Here is a 13,251-nt window from a genome sequence, read left to right as displayed (position 1 = left end):
AGTTTAGTGTTTTATGACACCAGATTGCCCTGTTGCGAATAATTTCATGGTGAAAAGCGTGGTATACAGCGAGTTATGCTCAGAAACAGAACCCCTGGCCGCGCATACCGAGGTGAAAATGGTTCGCATGGGCCGCGTTATAGTCCGGCCCTAAAGCGTTGCCGTAATAGCTGCAACCGCCGGCCAGTAACGCCTGTAGCCAGGGGTGATACTGCGCATCGGGCCACCCTTTCAGCACGCTGATGCGTCGGCCATCGGCCAAACGAAAGCCGCTGATATCCAGCGCCTCCGCGGTAGCGTGCTCGCTGCGCCGCGCGTTCTGACGATGGTAAATATTACGGCAGGCATAGCTGCCAAAATGGTCGACCTGGCGGAGCTCTTGCCCCAGCATCCGCCGAGTCAGCGGTTTCGCCTGCTGTTGCAGATACAGCGCGCTGCTTAACGCCAGCGGGCAGCTGGCGAGGAAGCTGCTGCTAAGCTTTACCGCGCCAAAATCGCGTACCCGAACCACGTTTTGCAGGGGGCACTCTCCCCCGCTATCGGCCACCGCCCGGCTGGTGATGAGATTTCGCTGATTCGCTTCCTTCAGCAGGTTGGCGCACTGTCCGGGCGTCAATCGCCGCAGCTTATAGTGGGTGATGAACCCCGGCGGATCCTCCAGACGCAGCGGCGCCAGCGGGTTATAGTGCGCGGGAAGATAACGATAGCCGTAATATCCGGCCGCCAGCAGCGCCAACAGAACGATAAGCCCTTTTCCTTTCACGCGCTGCCTCCCAATGCTTTACCCGGTGAATATTATGGCAGCCAGGCGGCCGTTTCACATGCTATGTTATGCCCTTTGATGTAATCATGATGGAAGTTGAAATGGCTAAGATGAGGGTTGGGATCGTTTTCGGCGGTAAGTCGGCAGAACATGAAGTATCGCTACAGTCAGCGAAAAATATCGTGGAAGCCATCGACAAAACGCGCTTCGACGTCGTTTTGCTGGGGATTGATAAGCAGGGGCAGTGGCATATCAACGACGCCAGCAACTATCTGCTCAATCCGCAGGACCCCGCCCATATTGCCCTGCGCCCATCCGATATTACCCTGGCGCAAATTCCCGGACGCGAAGCCCAGCAGCTGATTAACGCCGATAGCGGCCAGCCGCTGGCGGCCATCGACGTCATTTTCCCGATTGTTCACGGCACCCTTGGGGAAGATGGTTCTCTGCAGGGTATGATGCGGATGGCTAACCTGCCCTTCGTCGGCTCCGACGTCCTCGGCTCCGCCGCCTGCATGGACAAAGACGTGACCAAGCGTCTGCTGCGCGATGCCGGGCTGTCAATTGCGCCTTTTATTACCCTGACCCGCGCCAACCGTCATCAGGTGAGCTTTGCCGAAGTGCAGGCGAAGCTGGGCCTGCCGCTGTTCGTCAAACCGGCGAACCAGGGCTCCTCGGTGGGTGTCAGCAAGGTCAACAGCGAAGAGCAGTATCAGCAGGCCGTGGCCCTGGCCTTCGAATTTGACCATAAAGTGGTGGTTGAACAAGGGATTAAAGGGCGTGAGATCGAGTGCGCGGTATTGGGCAACGATAATCCCCAGGCCAGCACCTGCGGTGAAATCGTCCTCAACAGCGAATTCTACGCCTATGACACCAAGTACATTGACGATCAGGGCGCGAAGGTGGTGGTTCCGGCGGCCATCGACAGCGATGTAAACGATAAAATTCGCGAGATCGCCGTTCGCGCCTACCAGACCCTCGGCTGCAGCGGCATGGCGCGCGTCGATGTGTTCCTGACCGCCGATAACGACGTGGTGATTAACGAAATCAATACGCTGCCTGGCTTCACCAATATCAGCATGTATCCGAAGCTCTGGCAGGCCAGCGGTCTGGACTATACCAGCCTGATTAGCCGCCTGATTGAGCTGGCGCTTGAGCGTCACGCCGCCGATCGGGCGCTGAAAACATCGATGAATTAAGCCCGAGTAAGCGTTTACGCCGCGACCCGGGGAGTGCGCCGGGGTTGATGTATCAGCCCGGAATCTTCCCGGCTCGCGCTGCGCTTAGCCGGGCTACGGGTTCACCACCTCCGGTTCACGCTTCCTCTGCCGGGCGGCGGCGAATAATAAACCCGGCAATCCAGAAGCTAATGACCCACGTCACCAGCCCAACCGCGTAAGAACGCCAGCCTTCGGTTTCATACCCGAGCAGCCCGACCACGCCATTCATAATAAAAATTAACCCCAGCGCTACCGCGTAGTAGTGCCAATCGCGGCGGATTTTTTCCGTGAGTTTCATAACCACTCCGACAACAAAAAAAGCATCTTCGCATAGCCGCCACCGCGGGTCTGTAGCGGCGTTGAGAATTGTCGCACATTGCGATATCGGTCTAAATTTCACAAATTTGTAGCAAACTCACAACCCGATGAAATCAGGAATATTCCTGGGCGGAAATTACCAGCAATCTGATACTGAAATCCCCCCTTCGTTGCCAGAATTACCCTCTACGTCGCCGTGGAAAAAACGGCAAGAAAGTGAAGTACGGAGGTCAAGATGGCAGAGTTCACCTTTGCAAAGACCGTCAACGGCGGCAAAAAGAGGGGCTCTCTCACCGGCAGCAACATCGCTTACGCTCTGTTTGTGCTGTTTTGCTTCTGGGCCGGTGCGCAAATGCTGAGTATGCTGATCCACGCGCCCGGCGTTTTTGAGCATCTGATTCAAATGCAGGACAGCAGCCGCCCGCGGGTCGAGATTAGCCTGGTGGTCGGTACCCTGTTCGGCCTGATTCCCTTCCTGGCGGGCTGCGTGCTCATTGGTATTCCTGGGCTGATATTCCGCTGGCGCAGCCGCCGCTAACGGCGCGCCATACAGCTGGCCCGCCGGTCGTCAACGCGTTTGGCAAACCAGGCGGTCGTCAGGTTACGGGTGATTTTCGGGCTCTCAAGCTGAATGCCCGGCAGCACCTCCCGCGGGAGCGTTTTGCCGGCTTTCTTATCGGCAATGCGAAACACCTGCTTATAGAGATCGCTCTCTTCAAACGCCAGGGTATCGCCCTTCTTTAACTGACGATGGATATCATCATCGCTCATTGCCAGCTGTGAGGATAACCGGCGCACCGCCAGTTCGGTGGTTCCGGCCTCATCGCTATCGTAGCGAATCAAATCGCCATCCAGCGCCAGCTTCACGCCCGTCGCTTTTGCGACGGCGTTCTGGAACGCGGCGTTGCGGCTGGCGTACCATCCGGCGTTGAAATCGGCAAAACGGTACAGCGGTACGCTGTAGTTCGCCGGATAGTTCAACAGATGATAGGTGCCGAACCACAGACCGCCGCGCAGGCTGAACACCTCCTGGCGCACGGTACCGTCGATTTTCCACGGGTAGCCGTCGGTATGCTGCTCGGCGAAGGCGATGCTGACCTGCATCGGGCCGCCGGTATGCACCGGGTTCAGCGAGCCGAACAGCTTCTGCCCCATCGGCACCATGCCGATAAAATCATCGAAAATCGCGCTCAGCTGCTTTTCGGTTTTCACGCTATCGAGGCGTTCGCTATAGCTTTTGCCGTTGGGCGATTTGATTTTCAGCGCGGTATGCACCAGAAAAACCGGGATATGCATTTTCTCCGCCCGGCGGTCAATCTCCTGCCAGGCGATTTTATTCAGCCCCGGCACCGCCGGGTCGGCCTGATAGTTGGACTCCTGCTGCGCCACCGCCAGCACCGAACAGACGTTCTCTTCCGTCGGCGCCAGCTTCTGGCTGGCAAAGGTTTTGGCGATGGCCTGCGCCCATGCCTCGCGATCTTTCACGCTGGCGGGCATTTTCTGCCGCACCACCGCGGCAACATCAATCGCCTTTTCGCCCTTTTTCAGCTCCGGCTCCGGCTTGCTGGAGCAGGCGCTTAGGACAATCCCTGCCAGTAGCGTCAGGGTGAGAGAAGTGATTCTGGATTGCGCTACCGGCATGGTTCATCCTTGCGTTGATCAACTTAATGTTTGCGTCACGGTCTGCAGCTCTTTGCCATCCAGCTCGCGCTCGAAGCTGCGCAGACGTTTGTAGATAGACATCAGCTCAACCAGTGTAGTCCATGAGCTAATCAGATACTGGAATGAACCGCGGACCTGGCCAAAGACGTTGGTGATCTGGGTCATCAGGCCCAGCGTAATCGTACCGGCAACAATCGACGGAAACAGCAGGAACAAACCGAAAACGTTATCCACCTGCAGATACAGAATACGGGCGATATTGAAATACATGTAGTGGAAATAGAGGCGGAAATAGTTGCGGCGCACGGCGCCAAAGAGCTCACGCACCGTCGGCGGCGTCGCGCGGTTGGCGTCATCTTCGCCGTACACCAGCTCTTTACGATAGGCGGCCTCAACGCGCTGGTTTTTGAACTCCAGGCCGGGCAGCTTGATCCCCACCACCGCCAGCAGGCCGGTACCCATTAACGACCAGATGATGGCGGCAATCACCAGGCCGTAAGGCAGGTGGCCGACAATCGGTAAATCCGGGACGTGCGCGGAGAGCGTCACCAGCACCGGCAGGAAGGCGATAAGGGTCATCACCGCATTAAGGAAGCTGACGCCCATGCTCTCCAGGGTGGAAGCAAAGCGCATGGTATCTTCCTGCACACGCTGCGCGGCGCCTTCGATATGGCGCAGATGCTGCCAGTGCGCCATATAGTGTTCGTTCATGGCGGTACGCCAGCGGAAAACGTAGTGGCTGACGAAGAAGTTGTTCATCACCCCGATGACCACCGCGATAAGCGCGATGCCGAGAAAGATGCCAATCTCCTGATAAAACTGGTTAATGCTGACCTTATGCGGCGTCGCCAGCGCGGCCTGAATAAGATCGTAGAACGGGGCGTACCAGGCGTTTATCGCCACCCCGACCTCGACCAGAAACCAGGTGACGAAAATAATCAGCGAGGTGCCGAGGATCGACCAGTACTGCCAGCGGTGGGGGCTGTAAATAAACCAAAAGAGGGCGAAAACGCCCACGCAGAATACGTAGAACGCGTAGAACACCAGGTAGTTGAGCGACCAAAAGCGCGCCGCGCTAATCGCCACATCCTGAGATGCGCCGGTGACCCGCAGCAGCCAGTCGCCGCCGCCCGCCTGCCAAAAGATCACCGCCAGCAGCGACCAGATAAAGGCAGAAATAAAAAACGGCCCCGGTTTGGGGAAAAAGGATTTAAACATCATGCTCTCCTGCTAACTTCTTTTTCGTTTTGCTGTGCTGTGTACCACAAAGACGCCCGCCGCAAAGCCGTCGCAGCGAAGCAAAGTGGGCGGATGATGAGACCGGATATCAGCAGCTTAGTTCGCCGACCATCCGTTCAGAATTGTTTCTGTCGATTTCACCTGTAAAGGATTGCCCGGAACGGTCAGCGTACGCCACACCTCGTTGTAGTGGGCGATCAGCGTGACGGCCTGCGCCGCCGGGCGGTTGGCTGTGGTATGGGCATCTTCAGCGACGGTAATCGCATAGCCCCGGCTGGCGCCGTTTTTGATGGTGGTATCTACGCAGTAGTCGGTGGCGCAGCCGCAAATCACAAACTGCGTGATGTGATGTTCGCGCAGCACCTCTTCCAGGCGGGTGCGGTAGAAGGCGTCGCAGGCGGTCTTGGTCACGAACAACGCGCCTGCCGGCTGGTGCAGTTCAGGCAGCAAAGCAAAACCTTCGCTCCCCTCTTCCAGACCGCCCTCTTCGCAGTGCTGAATGAAGATAACGGTATCCGCGGCGTTTATCAGGCGGTTAATTTGCGCCGCGCAGCGCTCGCGTTCAATACGCGGCGTCGCGAAAACGCCGTTTTGCATATCCACTACCATCACTACCCGTTTCGCCGCCATCGTCTCTTGCCACCCATGTTTAGCCAAAACGAATATCATACGCGCCCGCAGGCGAAAGCCGCTATCCGAAAGCAAAAAAAGGATTTTTTACGCCAGGTTACGTTTTTCCGCACAGAATGGCGTTATTAGCGCTTTGCTCGGCGGCGCTTCGTAGTATAAATACGCTCTATATTTTTCTTCACCATGATGGATGCCCCCGTTGAAACGTAGTCTGCTCATTTTTGCTGCGCTGTGCGCGGCGTCGTTGACATCGGCCCAGGCCGCGCAGCCGAGCGTCGACCCGGAATTCGCTGCGGATGTTGTCGACCGTTACGCTAACCATATCTACTACGGCAGCGGCGCGATCGGCATGGCGCTGGTGGTTATCGATGGTAACCAGCGCGTATTCCGCAGCTTCGGCGAGACGCGCCCGGGCAATAATGAGCACCCGCAGCTCGATTCGGTGATTCGCATCGCCTCCCTGAGCAAGCTGATGACCAGCGAAATGCTGGTCAAACTTCTCGACCAGGGCGTGGTGAAGCTCAACGATCCGCTGAGCAAATACGCCCCGCCGGGCGCGCGCGTGCCGACATATCAGGGAGCGCCCATTACGCTGGTGAATCTGGCGACCCATACCAGCGCCCTGCCGCGCGAGCAGCCCGGCGGCGCGGCGCATCGTCCGGTGTTCGTCTGGCCGACGCGCCAGCAGCGCTGGAACTGGCTCTCCACGGCCACGTTAAAAGCCGCGCCGGGTTCCCAGGCCGCCTATTCCAATCTGGCGTTCGATTTACTGGCCGAGGCGCTCTCTACCGCCGCGGGCAAGCCCTGGCCGCAGCTGTTTGAAGAGCAGATTACCCGTCCGCTGGGGATGAAAGACACCACCTTTACGCCTTCGCCCGATCAGTGCCGGCGCCTGATGATCCCGGAGAAAGGGGCCAGCCCGTGCAACAATACGCTGGCGGCCATCGGCAGCGGCGGCGTTTACTCCACGCCTGGCGATATGATGCGCTGGATGCAGCAGTTCCTCTCTTCCGATTTCTTCACCCGCGGGCAGCAGGCGGACCGGATGCAGACGCTCATTTATCAACGCAGCCAGCTGACGAGGGTGATCGGGATGGACGTGCCGGGCAAAGCCGATGCGCTGGGTCTCGGCTGGGTCTACATGAAGCCGAAAAACGGCCAGCCGGGCATTATTCAGAAGACCGGCGGCGGCGGCGGTTTTATCACCTACATGGCGATGAACCCGCAGGCTAACGTCGGCGCCTTCGTGGTGGTCACCCGCTCTTCATTGACGCGTTTCAACAACATGAGCGATGGCGTCAACGAGCTGGTCAGCGAATTAAGCGGCGACCGCCCCGGGATTGAGACCGCCAGCCAGTAACCTGTTGGGATGTTTTGCCGACGATAGATAAGGATCGTTTTGGCGAAACATCCCGCCGCCAATTGAGGTAAACTCGCTTTTTTCATTTCACAAAATCAGGCAAACCATGACAGATTTAATCACTCGCCCGCGCCGACTGCGCAAGTCCGCTTCGCTACGTGCCATGTTTGAAGAGACAACACTGAGTTTGAACGACCTGGTGTTGCCGATCTTTGTTGAAGAAGAAATCGACGATTACAAAGCCATCGAAGCGATGCCCGGCGTGATGCGTATTCCGGAAAGACACCTGGCGCGCGAAATCGAGCGCATTGCCAACGCCGGTATCCGTTCGGTGATGACCTTCGGGATTTCCCATCATACCGATGCCGTTGGCAGCGATACCTGGAACGAAAACGGCCTGGTGGCGCGCATGTCCCGCATCTGTAAAGAGGCGGTGCCGGAGATGATCGTGATGTCCGACACCTGTTTCTGCGAATACACCTCCCACGGCCACTGCGGTGTGCTGTGCGACCACGGTGTCGATAACGATTTAACCCTTACCAACCTCGGTAAGCAGGCGGTGGTCGCCGCTGCCGCAGGCGCGGATTTTATCGCCCCGTCCGCCGCGATGGACGGCCAGGTGCAGGCCATTCGCCAGGCGCTGGACGCCGCCGGATTTACCGATACGGCGATTATGTCCTACTCCACCAAGTTCGCTTCATCGTTCTATGGTCCGTTCCGCGAAGCCGCGGGTACCGCGCTGAAAGGCGATCGTAAAACCTATCAGATGAGCCCGATGAACCGCCGCGAAGCGATTCGCGAATCGCTGCTGGACGAAGCCCAGGGCGCCGACTGCCTGATGGTCAAACCGGCCGGTCCCTATCTCGATATCCTGCGCGATCTGCGCGAGCGCACCAACCTGCCGCTCGGCGCGTACCAGGTGAGCGGTGAATACGCGATGATTAAGTTCGCCGCCCAGGCCGGCGCTATCGATGAAGAGAAAGTGGTGCTGGAAAGCCTCGGCGCAATCAAGCGCGCCGGCGCGGATCTGATCTTCAGCTACTTCGCCCTCGATCTCGCCGAAAAGAAAATCCTGCGTTAATTCGGCTATTACCGTTCCCCGGTCGCGCTACGCTTACCGGGGCTACAAACCTGCTCCGGTAGCCCGGGTAAGGCGCCAGCCGCAACCCGGGGAATTCCTCTGCTGCAAAAAGTTGCGAGACTCTTTCCACCATTATCTTTGGATTCTTGCCAGACTGTTACCCCGACTCTACCCTGCCGCTTAAGACGTTATCTTTTGCAAAGGAGCGCTGCATGGTGGCCTACCGTCGTTATTATCTGAAGGGTGGAACCTGGTTTTTTACAGTTAATTTGCGAAACCGAAAAAGCAGACTTCTGACCGAGCACATCGGTACTTTACGTCACGCCATCCTCACCATCAAACGGCGAAAACCCTTTTACATTGATGCATGGGTTATCCTTCCTGAACATCTTCATTGCATCTGGACATTACCCGGAGACGATAGCGATTTCTCCGCCAGATGGCGGGACATAAAAGGTTGCTTTAGCAAAGCATTAAAACAAGAAAATGTCTGGCAACCGCGTTTCTGGGAACATGCAATCCGCGATGAAGAAGACTACCGCCGGCATATCGATTACACCTACATTAATCCTGTAAAACACGGTTGGGTACGACAGGTTTGTGATTGGCCTTTTTCAACCTTTCACCGGGATGTTCGGCGCGGGTTATATCCCGATAATTGGGGTGGCGAAATTCACGATTTTTTGTGCGGCGAACGCCAGTAAACCCCCGGTCGCGCTACGCTTACCGGGGCTACGATCTGCTCCGGTTGCCGGGTTCATTGCCAGGCTTCCCCCGGTCGCGCTGCGCTTACCGGGGCTACGGGTTCACCACCGTCTGTGGGCCGGTAGCCCGGGTAAGGCGCCAGCCGCAACCCGGGGAAATATCCCAAATCTTCACTCAACTGTAATCTGAGCGACATCTGCGCCTTCTACTGTCTGGGCAGGACGGAGGAGGTGCCGCTATGTTTAGTCTCGACAATGTCATCGATGACCTGTGGCCTCAGGCAAAGCCAGCGCTCTGGCAGAAAAAGGTGCTGAAAAAGCTCCTGCATGAGGAAGAGTTTCAGCAGTTTGCCGCGCGTCATCATCACCTGAAAGGACTGGATACGGTCGAACAGGTGCTCGAACATCTTAATATCCGCTGCGCTATCCCGGCGCACGATCTCGAACAAATCCCCGAACATGGCCCGCTGGTTATTATCGCCAACCACCCCACCGGTACGCTTGACGGCCTGGCCCTGCTCTACGCGGTGTCCCGCGTGCGTCGCGACGTCAAAGTGGTCACCAACCGCATGCTGACCCACCTTGAACCGCTGAGCTCGCTGTTTATTCCGGTCGATAATATCAACGGCCGAACCGCCAAAGCGGCGCTGCAGCAGATGGACCAGCAGCTGCAAAACGGCGGCGTGCTGATTTTCTTCCCGGCGGGTGAAGTTTCACGCCTCACCCGGCGCGGTATTCGCGATAAAAAATGGCACTCCGGATTTATTAAGCTGGCGGCGAAATATCGCGCCCCGCTGCTGCCGGCGTGGATCCGCGCGCGCAACAGCGCGCTGTTTTACGCCAGCACGCTGATTTCCGATAGCCTGCCGCTGCTGCTGCTGATGCAGCAAATGTTTCGCCGCCGCAACGGCAGCCTGCCGGTTAATTTCGGCCAACAGATTGCCTGGTCAAGCTGGTTCGATCCTCAGCGCTCTGTTCGCGAGCTGACCGAACGCTGCTATCGCCACCTGGAGCTGCTGGCAAAAGGGCAGCCCGGCGTATTTAAAAGCGAAAGCGCTATTGCCCGACCTGAAGACCGCGCCCTGCTCAAGCGCGAACTGGGACGGGCGGAAACGCTGGGGCGCACGGCGGATGGCAAAGTGATTTATCTCTGGCAGCGCCGCGGCCAGGAAGATGCGCCGGTGCTGCGCGAACTGGGCCGCCTGCGGGAAATCGCCTTCCGCGCGGTGGGCGAAGGCAGCGGCAAACGTCGCGACGTTGACGGTTACGACGACGACTATCTGCATCTGATTCTGTGGGATGAAGAAGACCTGGAAATCGTCGGCGCTTACCGCTTTATGCCGACCGCGATGCAGCTGGAAAAGCGCGGCCTGAACGGCGTCTATAGCTACAGCCTGTTCCATTACGACGCGCGCATGGACGATATTCTGCAGCACGGAATTGAGCTGGGGCGCAGCTTTATCCAGCCGCGCTACTGGGGCCGCCGCGGACTGGACTACCTGTGGTCCGGCATCGGCGCGTATCTGGCGCGCTATCCGCACTATCGCTATCTGTTCGGCCCGGTGTCGATTTCCGGCGGGCTGCCGCCGTCGGCGCGCGATCTGCTGGTCGCGTTCTATCGACTGTGGTTCCCGGCGACGCATCCGCTGGCGGAGTCGCGCCGCCCTTATCCGGCCTCGCTGCCCGATGTGCTGACGCAGTTTGGCGGAGAAGATTACAACGACGATCTGGCGCGGCTGAAGTCCCTGCTCGGCAACCTCGGCTGCGCGATCCCGCCGCTGTATAAGCAGTACTCGGAAGTTTGCGAGCCGGGCGGCGTACAGTTTATCGATTTCGGCAGCGACCCGGATTTCAACAACTGCGTGGATGGTCTGGTGCTGGTGGACTTGACCTACCTGAAGGCGAACCGCTATCAGCGCTATATTGGGGTACATCTGGACGCGCAAAAATCGGCATAAAAGCCTTTTCCCGGCTTGCGGCGCATTGCGCCTTAGCCGGGCTACGGGTTTACCGCTTTCTACGGACCGGTAGCCCGGACAGGCGCGTTAAGCGCCGCCTCCGGGAAGCCACGCGCAATACCGCTTCCGATGTTCTCCACGGCGCGCGACCGGGCTACAAGCATTACCCCGCCCGGTAATAGGGTTTATCCCCGAGAATCGTCGCCCGGTGCATAATGCGCCGCTGCGGCAGGTAATCGGCGTTGGCGTAGTGCTGGGTGACGCGGTTATCCCAAATCGCCACGTCGTTCGGCTGCCAGCGCCAGCGTACCTGAAAGTCCGGTTTAGTAACGTGAGCAAACAGGAAGCCGAGCAGCGCCTCGCTCTCTTTCTCCGTGACGTCGACGATGCGGGTGGTAAAGCCCTCATTGACAAACAGCGCCTGCTTCCCGGTCACCGGATGGGTGCGCACCACCGGATGCAGCAGCGGCGGATTTTTCGCGACCGCCTCCAGCCAGCGCTGATGCTCCTCTTCGCTTTTGCGGTATTTGTACTCCTGAAACGATTTGCGAAAATCATGCTCCGCGCGCAGGCCGCTTAACAGCTGGCGCAAAGGCGCGGAGAGCGCCTCATAGGCCGCAATGCCGCTGGTCCACAGGGTGTCGCCGCCGGTTGACGGCAGCTCTTTTGCCGCGAGGATCGCCCCGGCGGGCGGCGTCTCTATAAAGGTGACATCGGTGTGCCAGTTATCGTTATCCGGCGGGTTATCGTCGTGGGTATCGAGCACGATAATCTCATCCACGCCGGGCGCGTGCGGATAGACCGGATGAATATGCAGGTCGCCAAAGCGCAGGGCGAGATCCCGCTGCTGCTCGGGAGTGATGTTTTGCTCACGCAGGAACACCACCTGGTGACGCAGCACCGCGTGATACAGCTGCTCAAACTGGTTGTCGCTCAGCGGACGGGTGATGTCGACACCGGATACCTGCGCGCCAATATACGGCCCCAGAGGGGTAATGCTTAAACGTTCGCTCATTGTACTTCTCCATGCCAGGGCGTCAGGCGACGCTGCAGCGCGCGCAGCCCCAGTTCCAGTAAAAAGGCGATGATGGCAATCACCGCGATCCCGGCCAGCACCACGTCGGTGGCGAGGAACTCACCGGCGGACTGCACCATAAAACCTAACCCGCGGGTGGCGGCAATCAGCTCCGCGGCCACCAGCGTCGACCAGCCCACGCCGAGCCCAATGCGCAGGCCGGTGAGGATCTCCGGCAGCGCGCCGGGCAGGATCACCAGCCACAGCACCTGCGCCCGGCTGGCCCCTAAAGATTGCGCGGCGCGAATGCGCACCTGCTGGGCGCTCTTAACCCCCGCCAGCGCCGACATCGCCACCGGCGCGAATATCGCCAGGTAGATCAGCAGGATCTTCGAGGTCTCGCCGATGCCGAACCAGATCACCATCAGCGGTAAATAGGCCAGCGGCGGCACCGGGCGATAAAGCTCGATCAGCGGGTCGAGGATCCCGCGTACCGTGGGGCTCAGCCCCATGGCGATCCCCACCGGCACGCCGAGCAGTACCGCCGCCAGCAGCGCGATAACGATACGCGTCAGGCTCGCCGCCAGGTGCTGCCAGAGGGTGGCGTCCATAAAACCCTGCGGACCGGCAATAGTGATAAGTTTCTGCAATACCTGTCCCGGCGGCGGCAGAAACAGCGGACTAATCAGCTGCAGGGCGGCAACGGCCCACCAGATAGCCAGCAGTACCGCCAGGGTCGCCACGCTCAGGCTGAGCTGACGCGAGAGCGGCCAGCGCCACTTCAGCCCCCGCTGACGCGGTTTGTCATTGATGACCACGCTCATGAGAAAGCCTCCCGTTGTTCAAATACCCGGCTGAGGACGTATTCGCGCTGTTCGATAAACCGCGGGTCCGATTTAATGCTGCGGCAGGATTCACCGGCGACGAAGCGGCGGCCAAAATCGAGCGGCAGCCGTTCGAGCACCCGGCCCGGCCCCGGCGAGAGTAGTACCAGTTCGGTGGCCATAAACACCGCCTCTTCGATATCGTGGGTAATCAGCAGCACCTTCTTACCGGTCTCATGCCACAGGCTGAGCAACAGGGTTTGCATCTGCTCGCGGGTAAAGGCATCCAGCGCGCCAAACGGCTCGTCGAGCAGCAGCAGCTGCGGGTTGGCCGCCAGCGCGCGGGCAATGCCTACCCGCTGGCGCTGGCCGCCGGAGAGCTGCCAGACAAAGCGCTTTTCCGCTCCTTCGAGGCCCACTTTTTTCAGCATCTGCGCGGCGGTTGCCCGGCGCTGCGTTTTGTCGACCCCGGCCAGC

At 58.9% G+C, this 13,251-nt stretch carries 14 protein-coding genes; 6 read left to right on the top strand and 8 right to left on the bottom strand.

The window, feature by feature from the left end; all coding sequences use genetic code 11:
- Window positions 1-79: 79 nt before the first annotated feature.
- Complete coding sequence (locus tag CDA56_RS19720; RefSeq protein WP_014228135.1) at window positions 80-763, bottom strand: extensin-like domain-containing protein; 684 nt, start codon at window positions 761-763, stop codon at window positions 80-82.
- Between the two features lie 101 nt (window positions 764-864).
- On the opposite strand from CDA56_RS19720, the gene ddlA reads away from it, so the two are divergent.
- Window positions 865-1,962, top strand: a complete 1,098-nt coding sequence (gene ddlA / locus CDA56_RS19715; protein ID WP_103814805.1) for a D-alanine--D-alanine ligase — start codon at window positions 865-867, stop codon at window positions 1,960-1,962.
- A gap of 115 nt (window positions 1,963-2,077) precedes the next feature.
- Here the strand turns inward: ddlA and CDA56_RS19710 are convergent, their stop codons facing one another.
- Entirely contained in the window at window positions 2,078-2,281 is a 204-nt protein-coding gene (locus CDA56_RS19710) for a DUF2754 family protein (RefSeq protein ID WP_004132489.1), read from the bottom strand.
- A 255-nt stretch (window positions 2,282-2,536) separates the two neighbouring features.
- On the opposite strand from CDA56_RS19710, the gene CDA56_RS19705 reads away from it, so the two are divergent.
- A complete protein-coding gene (locus CDA56_RS19705) occupies window positions 2,537-2,839 on the top strand; it encodes a DUF2755 family protein (protein ID WP_009653569.1) in 303 nt (100 codons plus the stop codon).
- Here CDA56_RS19705 and CDA56_RS19700 read toward each other — a convergent pair.
- From CDA56_RS19700 to CDA56_RS19690, 3 genes are all read right to left on the bottom strand, one after another.
- Window positions 2,836-3,942 carry a DUF1615 domain-containing protein gene (locus CDA56_RS19700; protein WP_049083009.1) on the bottom strand — a complete coding sequence of 369 codons (1,107 nt, stop codon included), beginning with the start codon at window positions 3,940-3,942 and terminating at the stop codon, window positions 2,836-2,838. The genes CDA56_RS19705 and CDA56_RS19700 overlap by 4 nt on opposite strands.
- A gap of 18 nt (window positions 3,943-3,960) precedes the next feature.
- Window positions 3,961-5,181: a peptide antibiotic transporter SbmA gene (gene sbmA, locus CDA56_RS19695; protein ID WP_025107199.1), complete on the bottom strand. Its 1,221-nt coding sequence runs from the start codon at window positions 5,179-5,181 to the stop codon at window positions 3,961-3,963.
- Between the two features lie 117 nt (window positions 5,182-5,298).
- The gene (locus CDA56_RS19690; protein WP_160741885.1) at window positions 5,299-5,811 is read right to left on the bottom strand and encodes a cysteine hydrolase family protein; all 513 of its coding nucleotides are present in this window, start codon (window positions 5,809-5,811) and stop codon (window positions 5,299-5,301) included.
- Window positions 5,812-6,031: 220 nt separating this feature from the next.
- Between CDA56_RS19690 and ampH the strand changes: the two genes are divergently transcribed.
- The 4 genes from ampH to olsF all read left to right on the top strand — a co-directional run bounded on the left by ampH (window position 6,032) and on the right by olsF (window position 10,935).
- Complete coding sequence (gene ampH, locus CDA56_RS19685) at window positions 6,032-7,192, top strand: D-alanyl-D-alanine-carboxypeptidase/endopeptidase AmpH (protein ID WP_104011393.1); 1,161 nt, start codon at window positions 6,032-6,034, stop codon at window positions 7,190-7,192.
- A 106-nt stretch (window positions 7,193-7,298) separates the two neighbouring features.
- Window positions 7,299-8,273 carry a porphobilinogen synthase gene (hemB, locus tag CDA56_RS19680; protein WP_004848143.1) on the top strand — a complete coding sequence of 325 codons (975 nt, stop codon included), beginning with the start codon at window positions 7,299-7,301 and terminating at the stop codon, window positions 8,271-8,273.
- Window positions 8,274-8,485: 212 nt separating this feature from the next.
- Window positions 8,486-8,977, top strand: coding sequence for an REP-associated tyrosine transposase (locus tag CDA56_RS19675; RefSeq protein WP_032748194.1), 492 nt, complete (start codon window positions 8,486-8,488; stop codon window positions 8,975-8,977).
- A gap of 239 nt (window positions 8,978-9,216) precedes the next feature.
- Window positions 9,217-10,935, top strand: coding sequence for a bifunctional ornithine lipid synthase OlsF (olsF, locus tag CDA56_RS19670; protein ID WP_103814787.1), 1,719 nt, complete (start codon window positions 9,217-9,219; stop codon window positions 10,933-10,935).
- Window positions 10,936-11,098: 163 nt separating this feature from the next.
- Here the strand turns inward: olsF and tauD are convergent, their stop codons facing one another.
- The 3 genes from tauD to CDA56_RS19655 form a co-directional block, all read right to left on the bottom strand.
- On the bottom strand, window positions 11,099-11,950 hold the full coding sequence (gene tauD / locus CDA56_RS19665; RefSeq protein WP_032694131.1) for a taurine dioxygenase: 852 nt from the start codon (window positions 11,948-11,950) through the stop codon (window positions 11,099-11,101).
- Window positions 11,947-12,774, bottom strand: a complete 828-nt coding sequence (gene tauC, locus CDA56_RS19660) for a taurine ABC transporter permease TauC (protein ID WP_032694130.1) — start codon at window positions 12,772-12,774, stop codon at window positions 11,947-11,949. The genes tauD and tauC overlap by 4 nt, the downstream gene beginning before the upstream one ends.
- Window positions 12,771-13,251: ATP-binding cassette domain-containing protein (locus tag CDA56_RS19655; RefSeq protein ID WP_139536101.1), on the bottom strand; the 481-nt coding region annotated here is incomplete at its 5' end. The genes tauC and CDA56_RS19655, both read right to left, overlap by 4 nt.

This window comes from Klebsiella michiganensis, assembly GCF_002925905.1.
Classification (GTDB): Bacteria; Pseudomonadota; Gammaproteobacteria; order Enterobacterales; family Enterobacteriaceae; genus Klebsiella; species Klebsiella michiganensis.
This window is presented reverse-complemented; position numbering and strand designations above follow the sequence as displayed.

Bases quoted from the DNA above. Each gene is read 5' to 3' on its own strand.
- ddlA (WP_103814805.1), top strand. From the start codon at position 865: ATGGCTAAGATGAGGGTTGGGATCGTTTTCGGCGGTAAGTCGGCAGAA.
- CDA56_RS19710 (WP_004132489.1), bottom strand. From the start codon at position 2,281: ATGAAACTCACGGAAAAAATCCGCCGCGATTGGCACTACTACGCGGTA.
- CDA56_RS19705 (WP_009653569.1), top strand. From the start codon at position 2,537: ATGGCAGAGTTCACCTTTGCAAAGACCGTCAACGGCGGCAAAAAGAGG.
- CDA56_RS19700 (WP_049083009.1), bottom strand. From the start codon at position 3,942: ATGCCGGTAGCGCAATCCAGAATCACTTCTCTCACCCTGACGCTACTG.
- sbmA (WP_025107199.1), bottom strand. From the start codon at position 5,181: ATGTTTAAATCCTTTTTCCCCAAACCGGGGCCGTTTTTTATTTCTGCC.
- CDA56_RS19690 (WP_160741885.1), bottom strand. From the start codon at position 5,811: ATGGTAGTGGATATGCAAAACGGCGTTTTCGCGACGCCGCGTATTGAA.
- hemB (WP_004848143.1), top strand. From the start codon at position 7,299: ATGACAGATTTAATCACTCGCCCGCGCCGACTGCGCAAGTCCGCTTCG.
- CDA56_RS19675 (WP_032748194.1), top strand. From the start codon at position 8,486: ATGGTGGCCTACCGTCGTTATTATCTGAAGGGTGGAACCTGGTTTTTT.
- olsF (WP_103814787.1), top strand. From the start codon at position 9,217: ATGTTTAGTCTCGACAATGTCATCGATGACCTGTGGCCTCAGGCAAAG.
- tauD (WP_032694131.1), bottom strand. From the start codon at position 11,950: ATGAGCGAACGTTTAAGCATTACCCCTCTGGGGCCGTATATTGGCGCG.
- tauC (WP_032694130.1), bottom strand. From the start codon at position 12,774: ATGAGCGTGGTCATCAATGACAAACCGCGTCAGCGGGGGCTGAAGTGG.